16 protein-coding genes and 3 pseudogenes are annotated in these 21,358 nt (G+C 43.5%); 7 read left to right on the top strand and 12 right to left on the bottom strand.

The annotated features are described in order from the left end of the window. Positions 1-499 (bottom strand): DNA ligase-like domain-containing protein (locus CH376_RS19910; protein ID WP_133124670.1); only part of this gene is annotated, 499 nt, incomplete at its 3' end. A 169-nt stretch (positions 500-668) separates the two neighbouring features. On the opposite strand from CH376_RS19910, the gene CH376_RS19905 reads away from it, so the two are divergent. Further along, entirely contained in the window at positions 669-3,191 is a 2,523-nt protein-coding gene (locus tag CH376_RS19905) for a penicillin acylase family protein (protein ID WP_100787067.1), read from the top strand. 13 nt (positions 3,192-3,204) lie between these two features. Here CH376_RS19905 and CH376_RS19900 read toward each other — a convergent pair whose 3' ends face one another. Together CH376_RS19900 and CH376_RS19895 are read right to left on the bottom strand one after the other, a co-directional pair. Then, positions 3,205-4,503 (bottom strand): ankyrin repeat domain-containing protein, encoded by a 1,299-nt coding sequence (locus CH376_RS19900; RefSeq protein ID WP_165781806.1) that lies wholly within the window; start codon positions 4,501-4,503, stop codon positions 3,205-3,207. A 415-nt stretch (positions 4,504-4,918) separates the two neighbouring features. Next, positions 4,919-5,923 (bottom strand): ligase-associated DNA damage response exonuclease, encoded by a 1,005-nt coding sequence (locus tag CH376_RS19895; protein WP_100787069.1) that lies wholly within the window; start codon positions 5,921-5,923, stop codon positions 4,919-4,921. 45 nt (positions 5,924-5,968) lie between these two features. Between CH376_RS19895 and CH376_RS19890 the strand changes: the two genes are divergently transcribed. Next, the gene (locus tag CH376_RS19890) at positions 5,969-6,580 is read left to right on the top strand and encodes a uracil-DNA glycosylase (protein ID WP_100787070.1); all 612 of its coding nucleotides are present in this window, start codon (positions 5,969-5,971) and stop codon (positions 6,578-6,580) included. Here the strand turns inward: CH376_RS19890 and CH376_RS19885 are convergent. From CH376_RS19885 to CH376_RS19855, 7 genes and pseudogenes are all read right to left on the bottom strand, one after another. After that, positions 6,546-7,451, bottom strand: a pseudogene (locus tag CH376_RS19885) (alpha/beta hydrolase); the annotation flags it as partial. The gene CH376_RS19890 and the pseudogene CH376_RS19885 overlap by 35 nt on opposite strands. Before the next feature lie 81 nt (positions 7,452-7,532). Then, positions 7,533-8,606, bottom strand: a complete 1,074-nt coding sequence (locus CH376_RS19880) for an alpha/beta hydrolase (RefSeq protein ID WP_100787072.1) — start codon at positions 8,604-8,606, stop codon at positions 7,533-7,535. 174 nt (positions 8,607-8,780) lie between these two features. Continuing rightward, positions 8,781-9,302, bottom strand: coding sequence for a peptide-methionine (S)-S-oxide reductase MsrA (gene msrA, locus CH376_RS19875; RefSeq protein ID WP_100787132.1), 522 nt, complete (start codon positions 9,300-9,302; stop codon positions 8,781-8,783). A gap of 63 nt (positions 9,303-9,365) precedes the next feature. Further along, positions 9,366-10,379, bottom strand: a pseudogene (locus tag CH376_RS19870) (porin); the annotation flags it as partial. Between the two features lie 477 nt (positions 10,380-10,856). Further along, the gene (locus CH376_RS19865; RefSeq protein WP_100787075.1) at positions 10,857-12,005 is read right to left on the bottom strand and encodes a hypothetical protein; all 1,149 of its coding nucleotides are present in this window, start codon (positions 12,003-12,005) and stop codon (positions 10,857-10,859) included. A 10-nt stretch (positions 12,006-12,015) separates the two neighbouring features. Continuing rightward, positions 12,016-12,942: a DMT family transporter gene (locus CH376_RS19860; protein ID WP_165781807.1), complete on the bottom strand. Its 927-nt coding sequence runs from the start codon at positions 12,940-12,942 to the stop codon at positions 12,016-12,018. Position 12,943: 1 nt separating this feature from the next. Beyond that, positions 12,944-13,351 (bottom strand): MerR family transcriptional regulator, encoded by a 408-nt coding sequence (locus CH376_RS19855; protein WP_100787077.1) that lies wholly within the window; start codon positions 13,349-13,351, stop codon positions 12,944-12,946. A 203-nt stretch (positions 13,352-13,554) separates the two neighbouring features. Here CH376_RS19855 and CH376_RS19850 point away from each other — a divergent pair, with 203 nt between their 5' ends. The 4 genes and pseudogenes from CH376_RS19850 to CH376_RS24475 form a co-directional block, all read left to right on the top strand. Further along, positions 13,555-16,941: a hypothetical protein gene (locus CH376_RS19850; protein WP_100787078.1), complete on the top strand. Its 3,387-nt coding sequence runs from the start codon at positions 13,555-13,557 to the stop codon at positions 16,939-16,941. 96 nt (positions 16,942-17,037) lie between these two features. Next, a complete protein-coding gene (locus tag CH376_RS19845) occupies positions 17,038-17,484 on the top strand; it encodes an SRPBCC family protein (RefSeq protein ID WP_100787079.1) in 447 nt (148 codons plus the stop codon). Between the two features lie 572 nt (positions 17,485-18,056). After that, the gene (locus CH376_RS19835; RefSeq protein WP_100787081.1) at positions 18,057-19,769 is read left to right on the top strand and encodes an acyl-CoA dehydrogenase family protein; all 1,713 of its coding nucleotides are present in this window, start codon (positions 18,057-18,059) and stop codon (positions 19,767-19,769) included. Positions 19,770-19,839: 70 nt separating this feature from the next. Continuing rightward, positions 19,840-19,974, top strand: a pseudogene (locus CH376_RS24475) (chloramphenicol acetyltransferase); the annotation flags it as partial. Between the two features lie 29 nt (positions 19,975-20,003). Here CH376_RS24475 and CH376_RS19830 read toward each other — a convergent pair. After that, entirely contained in the window at positions 20,004-20,459 is a 456-nt protein-coding gene (locus CH376_RS19830) for a hypothetical protein (RefSeq protein WP_100787082.1), read from the bottom strand. Between the two features lie 207 nt (positions 20,460-20,666). On the opposite strand from CH376_RS19830, the gene CH376_RS19825 reads away from it, so the two are divergent. Next, the gene (locus CH376_RS19825) at positions 20,667-21,218 is read left to right on the top strand and encodes an SDR family NAD(P)-dependent oxidoreductase (RefSeq protein ID WP_100788305.1); all 552 of its coding nucleotides are present in this window, start codon (positions 20,667-20,669) and stop codon (positions 21,216-21,218) included. Here CH376_RS19825 and CH376_RS19820 read toward each other — a convergent pair. After that, on the bottom strand, positions 21,170-21,358 hold a 189-nt coding region (locus CH376_RS19820), incomplete at its 5' end, for an SDR family NAD(P)-dependent oxidoreductase (RefSeq protein WP_125232027.1). The genes CH376_RS19825 and CH376_RS19820 overlap by 49 nt on opposite strands.

Genomic DNA, 21,358 nt, shown 5'->3' with positions numbered 1-21,358 from the left:
CGGTTTCTAAATCGAAAAGGTCCGCAACGATTTCGATCAAAAGTGTTTCTTGAATTTTAAGATTTTGTTTTCCAAGAAGAAGTTTGTGAAAGAATATTTTTTCCGGAACCGGAAAGGTCTTCCAAACCGAAAATAGAATTTCTCGAGTTTGCTCTTTCAAATTGATAAGTTGATTCGCTTTTTCTAAGATAACACGGATTTCTATTTCAAAAATCGGATAACAATTACCGGTAAGAAGAGAAATTGTTTCTGAAACGTCTCCCACTTCTTCGATCGCTGATCGAATCATCCAGAGCGGTTGATTCAGATATTCGGAAGCGAAGATCGCGATCGGATCCTCTTCCAAGATCGCTTTTTCCTTTTTTCCGGAAAGAAAGGAAAAAGCAAGATCCAATTCTTTCGGCGGACAACGGGAAAGAAAGGACGTTAGAAGATATCGCTTTTGATAAGAATCCGATTCTTCTTTTAATTCCTGGATCAATTTTGAAAAAGATAACACTGGATTGATTTCTTGATTCGTTTCTTTTTCTACTTAGATCGCGTGGAAGTCATTCTTTTTTGATTGGAAAAGAATCAGAAAAATCAAGACCGATCAAAACTTTTCTTGCTCAAAGAATCCGATTTTATAAAAGTTAACTCCTTTTAAAAAAATAAAGAATCGGTAGTGTATGAGAAACTTTAGCGCCCCATTTTTAAACTTCTGGAATCGTATTCCTTCTTGGATACGTCGTTCGTTTTTGTCTATTCTTGCAATTCTACTTTTTGCAAAGATCGGATTTTCCCTTTTGTTGTTTTTAAAATCTCCCCGTATGAACGGTGAGTTGAAAGTCTCGGGTATTACGAAACCCGTTTCGGTGATTCGAGATTCTTACGGAGTTCCGCATATCCGATCCGAAGATTCTCACTCCGCCTATTTCGCATTAGGTTATGTGACCGCAAGCGACCGTTTGTTTCAAATGGAGATTTTGAGAAGAGCGGGCAAGGGAGAATTGTCCGAAGTTCTAGGCGCGGATTTGGTGCCCGCGGATACGTTTCTTAGACAAATGCTTTTGCGTAGAACCGCGGAAAGGATGCTTCAAGACGGCGCAAAGGGAAATCCGCAGGCATGGAAAGAATTGGATTCTTTTTTGGAAGGAATCAATTTCTTCCTAAAAACGGAAGCTCTTCCGGTCGAGTTTACCGTTCTAGGATATCAGCCTAAACCGTTTGATCGGCTCGATGTTTTGAGCGCTCTTTCACTTTTATCTTTTTCCTTTGCGGAAGCCCTTCGATTGGATCCGCTTCATTCCGTCTTAGAAAAAAAACTTCCGAATCGTAACGTCGCGGAATTATTTCCAAGACACGATAAGGAAGATCTGTTTTCCATTTTGGAAAATCAACCGGCGTATTCTCCGAAAGCGATGACGCAAGGTCGGTCGAACGTCCTTGCAAGGTTGATTTCCGATTCTTCCCCAAAAAAAGAATCCGAAGATCTTTCGGAAGTTTCCAAAACTTTTCAGAAAGTGGATTCGATTCTGAGAGATCTTCCTCTTTTTACGGGAAGCAATTCCTGGGTGATCGCTCCTTCCCGATCCGCGACCGGCGGTGCGATTTTGGCGAACGATCCTCATATCGGATTTAGCAATCCCGGCACTTGGTACGAGGTTCACATGAAAGTGGGTGAACACGAAACCTACGGTTATCATTTTCCGATTCTTCCTTTTCCTTTGATTGCGCATAACGCGAAAAAGGCTTGGGCGCTGACGATGCTCGAAAACGACGATATGGATTTTTATCGGGAAACTCTTCACCCCACGCAGCCGAACGTAGTAAAGGAAAAAGGAAAATGGGTTCCGGTTCAAATTCTAAAGGAAAGAATTCCGGTAAAAGGAGAAGAGGCGAGAGAAATCGAAGTCCAGGTAACGTCTCACGGCCCGATCGTTTCCAAACCGATCGAAGGTTATGACGGTCCCGTGATTTCGGTTCACTGGATTTTTCATCACGTTTCGGTTCCGATGTTGGATACGGTTTATAATTTGGGCCGTTGTTCTTCTTTGGAAGAATGTTCCTTTATCGTTCCTTCTCTTCCGGCTCCGGGTTTGAACGTTTCCTATGCGGACGTAAAAGGAAACATCGCTTGGTGGGCCGTGGGAAGATTTCCGATCCGCGGAAAAAAAAGCAATCCCCGGAAAATTTTGGACGGAGCTTCCGGAGAAGACGACGTAGTCGGATATGTTCCTTCTTCGGAAAATCCGAAACTGATCAATCCGCCGGAAGGGATCATTCTTACCGCGAATCACCTCCCTATGTATGAGTTGAAAGGTTACGGAAAGCCGGAAGGTTATTGGCAAGAATCCGATCGCGCCAGAAGAATCTACGAACTTCTTTCCCAAAGACAACAGTGGTCCGTGGACGACGTAAAAAAAGTTCAGACCGACGTTCTCGCTTATTCTGCGAGAAGTATCGTTCCTTTGATCGCGGGCGAGTTGGAAAAAGATAAAGAATGGAACGGAGTTTTTCGGGAAGCGCTGGAAGTTTATAAAACCTTCGACGGAGAACACACGTTAGACTCCGTTGGCGCTACGGTTTTTCAAACTCTCAACCAATTCGTGCTGATCAATCTTTTATCCGATGAATTGGATTCCAGAGAACTCGCTATCTACGGTCATTACGCGGAACACTGGAACGCCTACAAAGCGATTCTTTTCGATCCGGATTCTACCTTTTGGGACGATTTGTCGACGCCTGGAATTGCGGAAACAAGAAGGGAAATTTTGATTCGGGCTTTCGAACAGACGGTTCGTTATCTTTCTCAAAAACACGGAGGAGCCGTGTCCTCTTGGAAATGGGGAAAGGCCCACAAGATCACATTTGAACATCCCATCGGAAAAGTACCGGTGTTGGGTTTGATTTTCAACCAAGGTCCGTTCTCCATCAATTCGGGAGAGGCTATTGTAAATATCATGGCGCAACAGGATATCAATCCGGAGATGACTCCGAAAGTGGGGCCTTCCAAAAGAAGAATCATCGATCTGAGCAATCCGGAAAATTCCTGGTCTGTTTTGCCAACCGGAAATTCCGGAAATCAAGGTTCTCCTTTTTACGGCGATCAGATTAAAATGTTCATCGACGGAGAATTTAGATCCATTCGATTCACACAATCGCAGATCGAACGAGATTCTAAACACATATTAAAATTTATTCCGGAATGAATATTCTATTTATTTAATATATGTGATCGATCATTCTGGCTTCGAAATTTTTGGATCGTTTTAGAACGTCGAACGCCTTTCTTTCTCTAAGCCCCTCTATGACCTTGGATATCGCCAAGGCGTAGGGGGAATTTTGATCTGCTCCCATGGAATCGTAGTGTTCCTGCCACAGTGTAAAATCGAATCCGTCCTCTTCGCCGAACTCGGCAAAACCTTCGTATTTCCAGTCGCCCACGTAGTATTCCGGATCGAATAGATCGCTCATGCTTATCGTAGCGCCCTCGATAACGAATTGAAAGACGATCGCATCCGGATTTTCTTCGGCAAATTTACGAATCGCTTTCTCAGCAAAGGCGACTAACTTTTCCACTTGAAACGATCTCTGGAACGGATCTTGATCCATTTTGATTCCTTTCTTTTCCAGATATTTAAAAATTTTCTTTCTCGTTTTCGAGTCCGCGACGCTGAGAGCCGACTGCGGATTTTGCGGATCGGGATCGACTCCGTTTTCCAAAAGATATTGGATAAAAGGCATTTTATCCTGAGGTCCGGGTCTGCAAGCAAAGTGAAGAGGAGTGTAGATTTGCGTTTGAATCCAGTTGGACGGAGAATTTAGATCTCCTCCATTCTCATGTAAGAATTTTAGAATATTCAGATGTTCGTATGGTTCGTGATTGGACGGTCCGAGGCAGGCTTCGTGGATCGCGTTTCTTTCGTGGACCTTTGTATTCGGATCCGCTTTTTGTTCCAAGACTAAATAGCGGACCAAATCGAATTTTCCTAAACTGACGGCTCTCGTTAAAAGGCTCGGTTCCAAAGTCAGGCCTTGTTCGAAAAGGAATTTAACACATTCCAAATTTGAGAATGTTGCAATTTCCAAAAGAGTGTAGTTGTCGTTTTTGAGATTCGGATCTTTTAGATCGATTCCGAAACTTTGATATAATTTTAGAATTTCGATCTTTCCTTTGTTCGCGGCTTCCAAAACGTCTCGAGAATCCGGTTTTATTTTTTTATCGAGAAGGAATTTTACGATTTCACTTTTGCCTCGGTCTCTGCACGCGTAAAAATGAAGGGACAAATTGTTGGAATCTCTTATATCCAAAGGAAATCCGAGGCTTTCGAAGTATTCCAAAACGGAGACGTTGTTTTCGCTTGCCGAAAAAAACAAAGGATTTGTTCCGTAGAAATCCTTTCCGCGAGTTTCGATTTCTTCTTTGATTCGATCGATGTTTCCCTTTTCAATCCATTGAATCATTCTGTATCGGTCTTCCGTTTTCGCTTTTTTAAGGTTCGGTTGATTTTTCTCGATCATTGACAATTTGTTTTCCTCTATCTTCATTTCGGAAGAATGGAATTGAGATGTCCCATTCCCTCTATAACTTTAGGATTTCATTGTAGTCCGAATTTTTTACGAATTCTTCTTGGATTATAAAAACCTATCCCAAAACTGGGGCGGGTTCTTGCGGCTTGATCTTTCCGATAAAGTAAAATAGGATTTTTGGGAAACCCTGTAAATAGGATGAGGTTTTTCTTTCATCGTATAGATTGTGAATTTTTTTTCAAGAACCGGTTTTGTCATTTTTGTGGTACTTCTTACAATGTGTGTCTCATTGAAAAAAGGTTGTAATCGGACTTGAAGTCCGTTTGAGATAGGATTTTGGAAGAATTCAAGCTCTTCAAAAAAACTTTTTTTTGAATCTTCTCTCGAACATCGTTCCGATAAAGAATTAAAATTCAGATTCTTCCGAATGAAATTTTGTCTTTAGTGTTTTTGCATTCTTTCCTTTTTCGCGTAGATAACGCACGATATCGTTCGTATCTCCGTGTGTAAGAAGAACTTCCTCCGCTTCGGTGAAAGAAATCGTTTGAATCAATTCGTTCCAATCCGCGTGATCCGAAAGGGTGAAACCTTTGCTGAAACTTCCGGCCTTTCTGTTTTTCGAAAGCTGCATCCAACCCGAACAAAACGCACTCCTGATTTTTTTAAAATCCGGATTTGGAATCGGAGAACTCGGGGGCGCCAAAAAAACGAACGGGTTTTTAGAATTCGGAATCCATTGGTCCAAGGGTTTCGTTTTGGGAAGCACGATTCCAGATTCTTCGTATCTTTGATTCATGGAAAGAATGGAATCGTGTGCGAAAAAATCCAAACCGATCGCCCTTTCCTCTGCGACGTTAGACAAGCCTTTTAGGATTCTCTGCGCTTTTCCGAGCGAATATCCGTAGAGAAGCGAAATGGAATCCAACTCTTGATTTTCCAATATAAAGTTAAGAATATTCTGAAATACGAAAGTAGGATTCTCCCAGATGTAATAGGGTTTTGCAAAGGTCGCTTCCGAAAGAAACGTATCACATTTAAGAATTTCGAAAGGTTCGCAGGTCGGATCGGGAACCGTTTTGTAGTCTCCGCTGATCACGGTCACTTTTCCTTTGTATTCGATTCTTACCTGAGAGGAGCCGAGGATATGACCCGCGGAATGAAGGCTGATTCTTACTCCGTTACTATATACGGCCCTTCCGTACGGAAGAGTTTCGATCCGCGCCTTTTTCCCCAATCGCTCTTGAGTGAGATGAAATCCGGATTCTGCGCAGAGATAATGAGCGGAACCCTTTCTCGTATGATCGGAATGTGCGTGCGTCAAGATCGCCCTCGGAACTCCCTTCCAAGGATCGACGTAAACGTCGGCTTGAGGAATATACAATCCCGCCGGTGTGAGAACGATCATTTCCATTGACTCCAGAGAATTTCTTTTTCAGTCTGGATCGAACGTATTTTCATGAGCAGAGAAGAAAAAATCAGAAGACTCGGCCTCGTCCAATCCGAGGTAACGAACTGCAGGCTTTGTAAACTTCACACGACTCGAACCCAAACCGTATTCGGCGAAGGGAATCCGGAAGCGGAAGTCGTTTTTATCGGCGAAGGTCCGGGCAAACAAGAGGATCTTACCGGCCGTCCTTTTGTGGGGCGCGCCGGAGAACTCTTAACAAGAATCATCGAAAAGGGAATGGGTGTTCCGCGGGAATCCGTCTTTATTGCGAACATCGTAAAGTGCAGACCTACTCTGGATATGAAATTCGAAAAGGATCGTCCGCCTGAGGACGAAGAGACAAGGGCCTGCGCTCCGTATCTTCTTAGACAGTTGGAAATCATCCAGCCTAAGGCGATCGTCACTCTCGGAAATCCTTCCACTCGTTTTATCTTAAATACCAAGGAAGGGATTACGAAACTCAGAGGGAATTGGGGTTCCTTTTACGGAATCCCGGTCATGCCGACGTATCATCCTAGCTTTGTGATTCGAAACGGAGGTGAGAACAGTCCTCTCAAACGCGACGTCTGGGAGGACATTAAAAAAGTTATGGATTTGCTGGGCTGGAAGAAACCTTCTTAGGTTCGGCTTCGGTTTCTTTTAACCAGTTCGCGATCCTTTGATAAATATCGGAAGGCGCGTCTTCGTAAGCAAAGAGACCGAGGTGATCGTAGTCGATCGACATTCCGTTTTCTCTTCCTGCCTCAAAATATTCTTTCTTTCCTTTTTTTCTTTTGTAAACGGGATGAATGCTTTCCGTCGGGGAAATGTTATCGATTCTTCCTCCGATAAAAAGAGAAGGGAAGTTCGTGTTCTCAAAAGGTTCCCAAGTTTTCGGATTCTCTTCGATCGCGGGAAGATAGTTGAATAGATTTTGATAAACGAAGAGGGTCGTCGGATCGTCGGCGTCGAACGAAATAAAACGTTTGCAAAAGCTATCCTTGTTTTTGCAGGAAGAACTGATATCGGAAGCCAATCTTTTTTCCGCCTTCATCTGTTCTATAAAACTGTCGTTGTATTTATAATCCATTCCGGTTCCGAGAAAAAAAGCCTTCGCGATGTCCGGAATCTTTTTGGCTTTGAAAGAATGGAGAAGCGATTGTCCGCCTAACGAAACTCCACCGAGAATGTATTCCTTTTTGCCGGTTACCTTTTGGATTCTTCCGATCACTTCCGGAATCAAATTCTCTCCGATATCTTTGAGATTTACGTTTTTATGATCTTCGAAATGAAGAAGCCAAACCGAAAATCCGTTTCCGTTCAGAACTCCGATCAATCCGGATTTATCGCCGAGATAAAGCGCCTTCTTGTTGATCAAAACCGGATCGACGATCAAAATCGGAGGATAAGAAGAATTCTCGTAAGAGAACGTGGTCAGAAAAACGTTAGGAGCGATGTTCGCCGTTTGAGAAGTGAATTTCTGATCGGTAATGACCACATAACGTGTGCATCCGACGAGAGAAAGGATGAACGCGAAAACGATCGTAAAAAATTTTGTTTTTGTATGTTTCATTCTTAAAAATCCAAAAAGGTTTTAGTTTCTTTTGTCCAACCAGGAAACGATCGGTCCGAAAATATCTTTGTCCGCGTTTTTTCCCACGATCAAATCCGTATGTCCGTAGTCGTCGGAATGCCCGTTGGAACGAGATGCGATAAAGAGCGACTTATCATCGGAGGAAATCGTGTCATACGCATAACGAAGAGAATACGACATTCCGAGTTTATCCCTTCTTCCCGCTACGAAAAGAGTCGGGATTTTGATATTCTTCAGATTGTCCGAATAAGAAATCTTTTTGTCCAAACTTCGAATTTCACCGCTTTCGGAAAGATCTTTGAACTGTAGAATTTCATTTTTCGCGCCCGGATTGATCGAAGTCGTTTTTACTCCGGAAAGAATGGAAGGATCTATGTTTGCCTTATGCCAAAAAAGTTCCTCAAAGGATTTTTGAGGAAGAAAGGGTATCCCCGTTCCGCCTTGAATTCCGGCCCAAGTTTCGGTGGGAATTACCGGCCAAAGATTCATCAGCCAGGTCAAAGATCCCCAGCGTTGGATCGCGGAGCTCGGGGGATCCATGATTGCGGGAGAACCGATCGCTACGAAGTTTGCGATTCTTTTTTCACCGAGGCTTCCGACTCTTCCGTAGATCACCATTCCGCCCATACTATGACCGATCCAGTTGACCTTGTCTTTTCCTGTGGAATTTAACACGTGTTTGATGGCGGCATCCACGTCGTATTTGATATAATCGTCCATACTATAAGAGAAAGTTTTATCTCCGAAAAAGAGGGAAGGATAACCTGCGTCCCTTCTTCCTCTCAGATCCAACAACCAAACGTCGTAGCCTTCTTTTTGAAGTCTTCCCACGATCGAACTTTTCTCGTTGATCTTCAGATAAGTTCTGTTTGCGATCAATCCGTGACACAAGATCACCGGATATTTTTTCGTGAAATTTCCGGAAAGAGGAGGAAAGTGTTCGAGAGTCAGATCCCAACCGTCTTCCGTCTTAGGATGATGGATTTCACCTTGAAGCTGTATGCTCGTTTTGCATTGGGAAAGAAAAATTCCCAGAAAAAGAATCAAAAACGTTCTTTGGATATTCGAGTTCATTGATAAATCAGTCTATCGACCGTTACAAAGAGGATCAAGTAGAATTTAATAAGCGAAGCCGATCCCTTAAGTTGCTTCATACCAAGAAGTGCGATCCTAATTCTTACGAAAGTTTTTTAGAAAGCGTCAAAATCGGTTTCAAAAATCTTAAAGGAGAATTTGGAAGAATCGAATTTATTTTTTAACTTTGAATCCGACTTTGAGGAACTTGTCGATTTTCGGCTTAACCACGTAATGACAATAGGTTTGTTCCGGGTTGGTGCGGAAATAGTTTTGGTGATAATTCTCAGCCGGATAGAATTCCTTTAATTCTTCCACTTGAGTCACGATCGGATTCGAAAAGTTCGGCGAAACTTTTTGGATCGCTTCTTCCGCTTGTTTCTTTTGTTCGGAAGAATGGAAAAAAATGATAGAACGATACTGGGTTCCGATGTCGTTTCCTTGTCGGTTTAACGTAGTAGGATCGTGGCAGATCCAGAAGATTTCTAAAATTTCTGGATAGGTTATGATTTTCGGATCAAAGGAGATCTGAACGACTTCGGCGTGTCCCGTAGTTCCGGAACATACCGAACGATAATCAGGATTCTTCGTTTGTCCGCCCGCATAACCTGAGACGATCGAACCGACTCCTTCCACCATTTGATAAACCGCTTCGAGACACCAAAAACATCCGCCGCCCAGTGTTGCTATTTCCATACTTACCAATTCGGATCGGGAAAGAAAAGGTTTCAAGAGTTTTCCTTTGGATCCGAGTTCGGTTTAAATTTTCACGGTCACCGCAAATACGATAAACTTTTCTTCCTTGGAACGCGATCTATGATAGTCGAACACCGGATCGTAAGAGCGGAAGTATCGTCCTTCTAATCTCAGCATCGCCTGCTCGTTCGGAATGTAGTCCAAGGTAAGAGTTCCTCCCGAGGTTAAAAAGCCGTTCTTCGTTCCGGATTGAATGATCGTTTGATCGGGATCGTACATCCTTTCGATACGGACGGAAGTTCTAAATTCTTCGATCGGTCTCCAGGTGATCCAGAACGTACCGATATACCATTGTCGATACGAATTGACTCCTGGATCGGGAACTCTCTGAATTCCAACGTCGCCCGAAGCCGCTACGATGAAGAATTTCGAAAAGTGATATTGGAGTATTAAATTATTGTAATATCTTGTCTGACGTCTTTCGTTGTCGGGAGCTTCGTTTCCTATGAACGTATTGTGGGTGATTCTAAATTTATCGGTGACCTGATAGTCGATTTGAGTTCCGATAGCTTTGTCCCGATTCGTTTCGGTGATATTGGACCATCCGTTCATCAGATGAAGTTGGAAGGAAAGTTTTTGCGAATATTGGTATGAAAGTCGAAAGCCGCTCGAATAATAGGGAACATAGTCTAGAGCCAACGCGCGGGAATAATTCCAGTTGGAATGGGAGATCCAACTTTCAAGGCCTATGTTTCCGAAATAAATTCCGGCATCGAGCCAGAGATTTTTCGCGAGTTTGATTCCCGCATAAGCTTCCTGAATGTTTCGAACCGAGAATTGATTGGAATTTTTCTCCGAAGTGACTTCGTTTTTGTAATTCGAGTTCACCGAATTTCCGTATTGGAACGCGACCCTTCCTCTGTATTGATCCGTTTCGACTTTTCCGTCGATATAAGCTAAGTTGACGTTGATCTCGTCCCAACGCGCGGGTTGTGTGAGATACTTATTTTCTCTAGAAGGAGACGCATACGGATTGTGTGCGTAGTAAGAATCGGCGAAAAAACCGAACTTAGGCGCCTTCGGATCGATCTGGGATTCTTCTTTCTTTTGAATTTCTTCTTTCGTTTCGGTTTGAATTCCCGTTTTTGGTACATTAGAAGAATCTAAACTTTCAGTTTGCGTTTTTTCTTCTTTCTTCTCTTGGGCAAAAATCGAAGCGGAAAAAAAATAAACCGATAGGAATACGGACCAAAACGCCGCCGATGGAACGGCGCGGAAAATAAAATCGAAGACAGTTCCTTGAGTCATGGATGCCGGGGTTTTCGAAAGCGTGTTTGTTTTTTTAGAAGATTCTAACTGAAAAAAAATCCGTTTATGTATCATGATTGAATCTTATAAGATCGTTTTCAAAATTCAAGAGGTCCGCGCCGTTTCGGAATTAGGATTCGTTTCTTGAAGTTAAGAAAGAATTAAGATCCTATAAATCTCGGATAAAAAAATCCAGTAAAAAAGAAAAACCGCGCTCGTGAATTTGAACGCGGTCGCCGGAGAGTTTTAAAACTTCGTAACGTAACCGAGATTGATTACGATATGATGTTTTGCAATGTGTTGCTGTTGGTAGGAATTGAGAAGATAATTTTTCGAAGTCGTATCCAAAGGCAGAGACTGGATCGCCGAAGCCACGGTCTGATTCAAGGTTCCGTGGATCTTGGAAGGATCCGTTACTTTTCCGTCGTCGGCGTTGTTGTCGGCCTGTACCCCGCTCGGTTTTGGAAAAACCCTGTCGTTGTCAAAGAGGTAAAGATCGGGACGATACACGTCGCTGACGCTCACGTTCATCTCCTTGAAATTCAATTGCAGTTTTGCGGTGATATCCGTGACTCCGGATCTTCTATCCGTATTATTATTAAAGTATTGATAACCGACTTGCATACCCGGAACAAATTTAAAGTCCTTTGTCAATTCGTACTCGTGACTGATCGCGGCTCTGTGATGACTGTTTCCCTGATTGAGTCCGGCGGTTTCGGATGAGATGCGGTAATTGGAAACGAGCTCCGGTTTGAGATATTCTAAAAATCCGGGTTTCCATCCTAAAGTATAGTTGAAGAGACTCGCGTTGCTCGGATAGTTCGCGCTGTTCACGATCAAAAAACCCGTGAAGAATTGACCGATCGACGTATTCCATTCGTAAAGAATCTGTCCGATAAAATAATCCCTGAGTCCGTTGTTCTCCTTTCTCTGTTTGATATGATTCGGATCGTAAGTCAATTGACCGGACTGCAGCGATTGGATTACTTTGTTCGTTTCGTCAACGCCTCCGGGACTCGACTGATAAAAGAAATCGTTGTCCGTATTCGAACGTCCGATCAAAGGGTTGGCCATGATCAGGTTCATCCTGAAACCCGGAATCGGCGTGAAAAAATTTACGAATGTTCCCAAGACCAGTCCTTGCGAAAACGTATCGTAGGATTCGTTGTTTCTTCTGCTCAGTTTTTCTCCGAAGAGACTGCTGCCCAAAACGTAGACGTCGTTTGCCACAGTTTGACTAAATCCGAATTCCGGTTTTTTATCCGTCGCCTTCGGAAGATTTTTCGGATTGTCTTCCGGGATTCCGGATTGAATGTCCGGAGTTTGTTTGTCCTGAGCCGAAAGGGAATAAACGAAAACAAAAAAGAAAATAAGTAATTTGATAAATTGTATCATAAAAATGTAATTAACCTGCCGTAGAAGTTTTAATATTTTGAATAGTTGAAACTCGATTGAACTTGGAGTTTACGATAAAGATTCCGAAGATCACAAGAAGAGCGCCCGCGATATCGAAAAGATTCAGAGATTCTCCCAAGAACCAAGTTGTCAACATCGCGACGACCGGAATCAGGTTTCCGAAGATCGCGGCTTTATCGGGACCGACTTTTTGAATTCCGTAATTCCAAAAAAGATAACCGAAGAAAGTGGTAAACGCAGCCATATACAAGATCGCGAACCAAGCGGAAGCCGGCGCCTTGCCCCATTCGACGCGATAGTCGCCGTTGAGAACGATGAGGACGAGCAAACAGATCGTTCCGAAAAAAGAAGTAAAGCTGGTGATCTGAATCGCGGAAACTCCCTTGAGATATTTTTTCATTCCCACCGAATACAACGCCCAACAAGAGGCCGCTAAGAATATAAAAAGAATTCCTTCTCCTTCCAAAACCGATCGGATCGAACTCAAGTTTCCGTCCGAGATCACGACAAGAACTCCGATAAAGGAAACGACGGTTCCTAAATATTGAAGAATGGTGATCTTCGTCTTCAGAAGAAGATAGGAAAGAAAGATTGTGATGGCGGGACTGAGCGCAACGATGATTGCTGCGTTGACAGGAGAAGCCTTCTTCATTCCTAAGAAAAAAAAGAAATTGAATCCGAACACCCCGACGATTCCGAGAAAGATCAGACTTTTGAGATTCTCCCGATTCACTTTAAGAAGTTTTCGATCGTTCAAAAAAACGAAAACAAAAAGTAAAATGGACGCCAGAATAAAACGTAGGGCCCCGGTTTGTGCCGGAGAAAAATAAAGTAATGCTTCTTTTGCGACTTGAAAGGTGGTTCCCGTAATCAAGGCGAAAAGGACGAGACAGAGATAGGGTTTGATAGAGTTCATTTTAATTCCTTTCTTCGTTTGCGAGAAGAGTCTCATACTCTTTGAGTTTTGCCTTGGTGAGTTTGATCGTAACTTCCAAATCCTTTTTCTTTTGTTCCAAGGTGGTGAGGTGGGCCGTAAGAATTCGGATTCTTTTGTTTAAGGGAGGCCTTAGATTTTCACCTTTTGAGATTTTGTCTAAGATACAACCTTCTTTGATAAACTCTTTGATGTCCTGCAGAGGCATACTCAATTCTTTGAGAGTTCGTATGACTTTTAAATGCCGGATTTCTTTTTCAGAATACTTGCGATCTTTTCCGTGCCTTCTTTCGGGGTGCGGTAGAAGTCCCATCTTTTCGTAATAACGCAGAGTATGCGGACTAAACTTTGTAATCTCCGAAATTTGGGAAATGCTAAGGGTTTCGCTCACTGGATTCTCCTAATCGGAAATCATACCGCTTAGACTTAGCTCTAAGTCAAGGCTTCGTTTTCAAAAAAATTAAATTCGGAAAAAAAAGCGCGATATTGATTTTGACTTTTGGACTCGCTTAGAGTTAGATCTAAGTTTAAATTTCCCTAAAAAACGGAGCTAAAAAAGAATCAAAAACGAAAGAAGAATTTTGTTGTCTTCCTATGACGCAAAAATCTCCCCCTTCTTTTAAAAAATCCGATCTTTCCTCGGGGAAGTTAGCCGAAATCATGGCCGATCGGATGTTGTCGAAGCAATCTTACAGGGATACTTTTTGGAAAGCGTTTGCCTCGAAAAAGAAAAAAGCTCCCGCAAATTTTTTGGATCAATTTGAAAAACTCTACGGCTTTCAACCTCCCGAAGAGATTTTAGAATGGGAGAACGTCCGGTTCGCTTACGAACAGATCATGTACAACGTAAACGATATCTGGAACATGATCGATCACGAGGGCGGTCTTCAGATCGATGAAGAATCCGAAGATGAAGATTACGATCCGGATTACCGCGCCGTTTCTTTTCAAAAGTTCCTTCTAAAGAAATCGCAGAGTCCGGAAGAACAAGTGAATTCCATTCTCGGATCTTATCAGGGTTTGATGTTTTTGCTGACAGGGGTAGCCCACTTCGGATCCGACGGCGGAGGAGACAGTTGTTGGATAAACATGCTCCCTCACGCGGAAGGTTCCGCGGAAGTACATCGGTACAATCACGAAGTGGGAGAATTAGAGGACGAGCCGTTTTTTTCGATCGCGCACTTTATCGCTTCGAATTGGTCTTCCGAAGAAGACGATTACGACGACTATGATGAGGAAGACGAGGACGAAGAAGGAGCTTCGGAAGAAAGAATCGAATCCCTGCTAGGCGACAAAGTTCTCAAACAATACGAAGCCGAAGCTCAGAAAAAATACGATAAAAGACCGTTCTATACAAAGTCGCTGGATCTTTTTGAAAGATCGGCTTGGCTTTTAGGGCATTCTTACGGAGATCCGGCTTATGCTTACGCGGAAAAATTGGCTTCGGCTCCTAAGTTTAAGGATTGGGAAGCGGAAAAGAAGTTTCTAGATAAATCACATCCTCTTGCGGCGTATTGGATTCTCGCCCATTATTTTATGAAGAACGAAAAGGCGTGCCGGGAAGCCTGCGCCGCCGCGAAAAAACTTTCCGGAAAAATTCTTCCGGCGATCGCAAAATCCATATTATCGTTGTTAGACGGAAAATCGGATTCTTTGGGAAAAGTAAAAGCCAAAAAGCTGCAGGAACTCAGAAACCAAACATTCAAAAACTGTGATATTTCCCAAATCGAACCCGAGAACAGAAAACTTTTGGAAGAGGCGACGGGTTTATCCGGAAAGAAAAAGATCGCTTCGGGCGATTTGAAAAAAAGAATTCAAAAAGGAGAAGATCCTCTTTCCTTGATGGAGGAATTTTCGGAGGACGTCGAGACTCACGATTTTCTTTTAAAAGAGATCGGCAAAAAGGATCCCAAGTTTTCGAAATTGGTGGAACAGTATTTTAAAGAAAGAACGGATTCAACTTACAACGAATGGCCTTATAAAAAGGAAGATCTGGATTTGCGTCTTTCGCTTCCGATTTCAGCCGCGTTTAGACAAGGTTTGAATTACGACGTTGAAAACAAAAAGGCCTATGCGGGAATCATCAAAACGTTAGGCAAGTTCGACGACCAGAACGCGATGAACGCGTTTAGAGACGCGGTTCGAAAATTAAAACAAGACGATAAACGTTTGGAAGAAGTGGTCGGCTGCTTACTTCAAAGCGAACACGAGGACGCCCTTTCGATTTGGACCGAAGCGGCTTGGAAATTCTTCGAGACTTTGGACGGAGCCTTGGAGAAAAAGAAAAAGGTTCAGGACGAAGGTCCGAATTTGAACAACATTTTTACGGTTTTTAGTTATCTGCAACAGGCTCTAAACGAACGCCTGTTAGTCGGAGACGAGGAATCCGGTAAGTTGGCCAACAAGGTTCTTACATATAGAAAGAATCTGAGCATCTTCGGGATCGCGCTCGGATACGCGTTCGCCGTTTCCGCGAAACTCGGTTTTAAGGAGAATTTGGAATATATCCGGATTTATTTGGAGATGGGATCTCAGATAAAGGGAAGCGGAAGAGATTCTTATCTTGAGTTCAACCAATTGGTGAACCTCTCGGAAGGAGCGATCGCTTGGGCGGTATTGGAACCGGAAACTGCGAAATCCGGCTTGAGGGAATTGTTTGAAAAAGCGGAAAAACATTCCAGCCCCGGAATTTCGATCGATTTACTTGCGTGTTATCTTTCCGGACTTTTGTTTTTGGAACCGGATCGGGAAGAATGGATTCAGTTTGCGCATAGAATATTAGGAAATCGTGGAGAAGAATATCGCGCCTACGGTCCGATTCGGGCAGTAGGGAAAGCGAAAATTCAAGCGCTCAAAAATCATCTCTACTATCACGTTTACGCGGATCCGAGTCCTATGGTGGATTATACCTGGACTTATATCGAACACGCCGCGAGAATCGCCTGGACTTTGATCGAAGGTAAAGAACTTCCTGCATTCGACGACGATGACGAATACGCAAATCGCCTTTCCAAAAATCCGAAGGAATTACCGGCTGCGATTCTGAAACCGGAAAAATACAGCATACAACACGTTTTTCAGAATATTAGAGAAAAGAAATATGTTAATCCCGAGGTGATCAAGATCGGCGGCCCTTGGTTGGAAGAATCTCTCCGATTCTCCTGCGACGAATATCGTTACGGCGGCAACTACGATCGTTGGGAAGCGATGAAAGCCCTTTTCATCCAAGGAGAATCGGCGATTCCGGTTTACGCTGGAATATTAGATCTTCCTTATGCAGCTTCGGATTGGAAATTGTATTGTCTTCAATTTCTCCGGTTTGTGGAGAAGGAAGGAAAACAATGGGCTCGGGTTTTACAAATGGAAGAAGATACGATCGTCCAAATCGTAAATTCAAATCCCCCGGAATGGGCCGCTTGGGGAGATTTACTCGCCGCAAAATTATTTCTTCTGAAAGGGAAAGATTCTTTCGAGACGATCCTAAAGCTGATCAAGAGAAGATTGAGTTATACGGATCCTCACAGTTATACTTCGTCTTCGACGGAGGAAGCGCTTGCTTCGAGGCTTCCTTCGATTCTTCCTTGGTTTGGAAGAGAAGGGGACAACACTCTTGAAAGATTGTGGAAAGAATCTAAAAAAGAATCGGAAGGCTGGTATATTTTGGATTCCGCCGCGAGAAAAAATCCCGAGATCGTTTTAAGCGAACTTCCGGAATTGGGAGAAGAAGGAATCGAACTCGAACAAAGAATCAACGGAGGAGAATACGGTCCTAGATTCTGGATTCAATTGGGTTCCAAGGAAGCAAAATTCGGGATCGAAGAATTCCATCTTCATAGTATTTTGGAAAACTCCAGAGCGGAATCGAGTTTGGATTCTTCCTTACTCAAAAAGGATTCGCAAAAAATTCTAAGCGATCTCTGGAAAATGGCGCAGATTTTGGGCTATAAGGTTTCCAAGAAAAAATCGAAGAAAAAGCGCTGAAAGAAGTTAGGCGCCATAACCGCTGTGGCATATTGTATCGGTTCCCGTATACGGCGGACAAACTTTACTTGAATCGAACCCTTTGGAGAATAACGGATGATCGTAGAAGCACAGGTAACAATCAACGCCCCTATCGCAAAAGTCTGGGCCACAATGACTAATATCGAGAACGCGGCAGGGATCATCAGTGGGATCCAGAGGATCGATTTGGTCGAACGACCCGCAGACGGACTCTTAGGATTTAAGTGGCGAGAGACACGTATATTTTTTGGGAAACCGGCCACGATAGAAAAGTGGATCACGGAGGCAAAGGAAAATGAGTTTTACACGACCCGGGCCGAAGACGGTGGTTTTGTATTCCTTACTACAAATCGCATCTCAATGGGCGGCGCCGGTATCACATTGAAAGGTATTCATCAGACTCTACCGCAAGGATTTGCTGCGCGGCTGAAAGCATTGCCATTGGTCTTATTCAAGACTACAATCAAGAAGGCGATTATGCAAGATCTCAATGATATCAAGTCAGCCGTTGAACGTGCGTAATTAACAAATAATGCCCGAGTTTTGATTGCTTCCAACATAAGGTCGGCCATCGCATCAGACTCTACCACTCTGCAGAGGTTACGGCGGCTAACTTCGGCTTCTCGCAGGATTCCGAAATTGCTCCGCAACTTTTGCTTGGTCTTCTCACATTTGCTTTTTAACTTCAGCTTGCGGGACGCTTGCTAAGGCTCACTCAAGCCTCGTTAAAATCCTTCTGTGCGTTTGGTGCGCTTCAGAACCGCAAACGTCGAGAAACCCTGTGTCGTTAGGCGATTCCGAGGTCCATTTTGGGCTCGGAGTTCCGACCTTCGGGTTCGGGATGAGCAGCGTTTTTTGGAAAAACCCTTTTGAAAAGAAGGAGTTCCTACTTTTCGGAGGGTCGTCGGTAGGGTTTTGCCGGCATTTATGGACCGTAGAATGCGGTTCTTTGTCTTGAAAACCTCCGGAGTTCCGACCTTCCACACGAAAGAATCCTGAAGCAGGGAAAAATTCCTCCAAAAGTAGGAACTCACACAATTTTCCTTTTCTCTCCCTTTCTGATATCTTACACTGGTGGAATCCCCGGAGGTTCCATGATTCAGAACAACTATTTTTCGGACACTCAAGACATCCAGGATCACTTCGAACACATTCTTCCCTGGACCGAAATTATCCTCGATTACGAAAACGAATTTTCGGAAACATCGGACGGAGGACCGACCAACCCTTCGGAAGCGAAAGAATATTATAAGACGGTTCTTCAGACGGTCGGCGATCTTGCAGGAAATATTCTTTCTCCGCACGTCGCGGAGTTGGACCGAGAAGGCTTGGGATTCAAAGACGGAAAGGTAGAATTCCCACCCAAAATGTTGGAACTGGTTGCAAAGGTAGTCGACGCCGGAGTGCAAGCCTACGGATTTTCCAGAAAATACGGCGGCCTCGGAATTCCGTGGACCGTGAAATCATTTATTTCCGAAATCTTCTACAGAGTGGACGCGTCACTCGCCATTGCTATTGGCTGTGTGAATCTCGCCGAAATTCTGGAACGTCACGCTTCGAAAGAAATGAAAGAAGAATGGATTCCACGTTTGGCGGCGGGAGAATTCGTCTGTGCGATGGGCTTGACCGAGCCGGATCACGGATCCGATCTTCCCAATCTTCGAACCAAAGCTACAAAGGATCAAAACGGCAATTGGGTCTTGAACGGAACGAAACGATTTATCACGCACGGTTGCGGCTTCGGAGAAACTCCCGCGATTCTTCTTACACTGGCTCGATCGGGAGAAGTCGGTTCCGGCGCGCGAGGGCTTTCTTTTTTTCTCGTCCAGAGTACGGACGTTCAGATCGCCGGAATCGAAAATAAACTCGGGCTTCATTGTTCTCCGACTTGCGAAGTCGTATTTGAGAATTCACCGGGACTTCTCATCGGAGAAGAGGGATATGGTCTTATAAAATATACGATGGGAATGTTGAACGGAGCGAGAATGGGAATCGCGCAACAATCCACTGGACTTGCAACCGCAGCATATTACGAAGCTCTAAAATACTCGAAAGAAAGGATTCAATTCGGAAAACCTCTGATAGAAATTCCTGCGGTAAAAAAAATCATCGATCGTATAGAACGGGAAACTCTTGCGATGCGTTGCCTCACCTTGGAAGGATCGAGGGTCATGGACCGTTATTACTGGCGTGCTCTCCGCTTGGAAAAAAAAGGAGCTTCCGAAAAAGAAGCCAAGAACGATACCGTGGTTCGCTATTGGGAAAAGATCGCTAACGTTCTTACGCCTATCGGAAAATTTTATTGTTCCGAGTCCTGTTTAAAAGTGGTGAGCGACGCGCTTCAAGTCCATGGCGGCGCGGGTTATACGGAAGATTATGATATCGCAAGAATTTATCGAGACGCGAGAATCACAACGATCTACGACGGGACTTCCCAGATTCAGATCAACGCGAGCATCGGCGGAATCACATCCGGACTTACGCATACGTTCGGGGAATATCTAACAGAACTCGTGAATCAGCTGGATTCTTCCTTGGCTCATAAATTGTTTCACGGATTTCAAGAACTTGTTTCCCTCTATAAGGAATTACCCGGAAGAGAAGACAAAGACACGTATGCTGAAGAGATCGTGATGACCTGCTCTCGGCTTCTTGCGGGAATTCTTTTGGAACTTTCCTGCAGAAGAATTCCGGAAGAAAGAAAACAGACTCGTCTCAAACACGCCAAAGACTATCACCTGGATACGCTTTCCATCTTGGAAGGAAATCTCGCGAAGCTGAAGGAAGTCAGCGGAGTTCCGGCTTAGAACAAATCGTAGAACCGCTTCTCGGGTTCAAAAGAAAGAATCCAAGGATCGTTTTTTAAAAAATTTTTCCCGATCTCCTTTTTCGAAAGAACAAACCGAAAAACTTCTGAAGCTGAAACGATGGGATTGGTCTTCCGAAAAAATTACGAATTCGCTTGGATTCCTTACCGCCCTCGATTTTGAAAGGTTAAAGGAATTCGCTTAACAAAAAAGGTTTTTAAACGGAGAGAATTTCTATTCTTCCTTCTTCTGAATGCAGGAAATATTTTTTCTATCGAAGGGATTCTTAACGGTCTCCGAATTTGTGATCCATTGTTTTCCGGTTTTTGGGCAATGATAAAGAACCGCACCGGATCGATCGTGATAGCCGATGACTTGTTGAAAGAGGGTCACAAGTTCGGAGTAGAATTTTTGTTTCGATAAAGGATCCGTCGTTTTGCCGAGTTCCTTTGCGATAGGAAGAGCCTTTTTGAAAATTTCGGAATCTTTTTCTTTTTCGCCGCCTTTCTCCAAAAGGGATTCCAGCTTACCGGTAGGCACTGCTTCATCCTTCAAGAGATCGATGCGATCCGTAAGATTAGAAAATTCTTCTAATACAAAACTCGCCCTTCCCTTGTGCGCGGATAAGGGTCCGAGGCTGAATAAGATCGTCATCGTCGCAAACGTAAGAATTCTAAAATTGGGATTCATATTTTAAATCATAACGGCAAGAGCCTATAATCGAAAACCAAAATTATATTGAGATTCTTATTATTCCGATCGAAAAAAAATTCGCACTTTTATAAAATCGTTCCCACTTGGATTTCGAAAAGTCTTCTTACAAACCACTCCTTAAGGTAGAACGCAAATTCGGAATCCGAAAGTCTTCTTCATTCCAGAAATTGAAAGGTAACAAAAATGAAATATGAATTGGTATTGATCACGGGCGCGTCGGGCGGCTTGGGAACCGAATTTTGCAATCAACTCGCAGCGAACGGAAGTAATCTTGTCCTCACGGATTTGTCTTCCTCTTCTCTCAAAAATCTTCAAAATGAATTGGAAAAAAAATATAAAATCGAAGTCCATACGATTCCCGCAGATCTTTCGATTTCCGAGGGCCGAGATAAGATCGTTTCTTACTTAACGAAAAAGAAATTAAAACCGGATCTATTGATCAACAACGCGGGCCTTGGTTACATCGGAGATTTTGCAAAAGAACCCGAATCCAGTTTCCTCACGACAATTCGAGTCAACGTGGAAGCGTTGGCTGCGATGACTCGAAAAATTCTTCCGATCATGATTGCCAACGGCAAAGGAAGAATTTTGAATCTTGCCTCCACGGCTTCGTTTCAACCGGTTCCCTATTTTACGATCTACGCAGCGAGTAAGGTTTTTGTTTTGTATTTTACGGACGGATTGAGTTACGAACTCAAAGGAACCGGAGTCAGCCAGAATAGATCCGGAGATTGAAACCCTTTCGGAAAAGCTTTTCCGAAAAAAGGAGTTCGAATCGGTCCTGGCGAAACGGCGTGAACGCTGACTCCGGTTCCTTTGAGTTCGTAACTCAATCCGTCCGTAAAATACAAAACAAAAACCTTACTCGCTGCGTA

Origin of the sequence: Leptospira adleri, from assembly GCF_002811985.1 — a bacterium.
GTDB classification, from domain to species: domain Bacteria; phylum Spirochaetota; class Leptospiria; order Leptospirales; family Leptospiraceae; genus Leptospira; species Leptospira adleri.
The sequence above is the reverse complement of the archived record's forward strand: the minus strand, read 5'-3'. Positions and strand labels throughout refer to the sequence as shown.

Coding starts and splice junctions, on each gene's coding strand:
- CH376_RS19905 (WP_100787067.1), top strand. CDS start 669: ATGAGAAACTTTAGCGCCCCATTTTTAAACTTCTGGAATCGTATTCCT.
- CH376_RS19900 (WP_165781806.1), bottom strand. CDS start 4,503: ATGATCGAGAAAAATCAACCGAACCTTAAAAAAGCGAAAACGGAAGAC.
- CH376_RS19895 (WP_100787069.1), bottom strand. CDS start 5,923: ATGGAAATGATCGTTCTCACACCGGCGGGATTGTATATTCCTCAAGCC.
- CH376_RS19890 (WP_100787070.1), top strand. CDS start 5,969: ATGAGCAGAGAAGAAAAAATCAGAAGACTCGGCCTCGTCCAATCCGAG.
- CH376_RS19880 (WP_100787072.1), bottom strand. CDS start 8,606: ATGAACTCGAATATCCAAAGAACGTTTTTGATTCTTTTTCTGGGAATT.
- msrA (WP_100787132.1), bottom strand. CDS start 9,302: ATGGAAATAGCAACACTGGGCGGCGGATGTTTTTGGTGTCTCGAAGCG.
- CH376_RS19865 (WP_100787075.1), bottom strand. CDS start 12,005: ATGATACAATTTATCAAATTACTTATTTTCTTTTTTGTTTTCGTTTAT.
- CH376_RS19860 (WP_165781807.1), bottom strand. CDS start 12,942: ATGAACTCTATCAAACCCTATCTCTGTCTCGTCCTTTTCGCCTTGATT.
- CH376_RS19850 (WP_100787078.1), top strand. CDS start 13,555: ATGACGCAAAAATCTCCCCCTTCTTTTAAAAAATCCGATCTTTCCTCG.
- CH376_RS19845 (WP_100787079.1), top strand. CDS start 17,038: ATGATCGTAGAAGCACAGGTAACAATCAACGCCCCTATCGCAAAAGTC.
- CH376_RS19835 (WP_100787081.1), top strand. CDS start 18,057: ATGATTCAGAACAACTATTTTTCGGACACTCAAGACATCCAGGATCAC.
- CH376_RS19830 (WP_100787082.1), bottom strand. CDS start 20,459: ATGAATCCCAATTTTAGAATTCTTACGTTTGCGACGATGACGATCTTA.
- CH376_RS19825 (WP_100788305.1), top strand. CDS start 20,667: ATGAAATATGAATTGGTATTGATCACGGGCGCGTCGGGCGGCTTGGGA.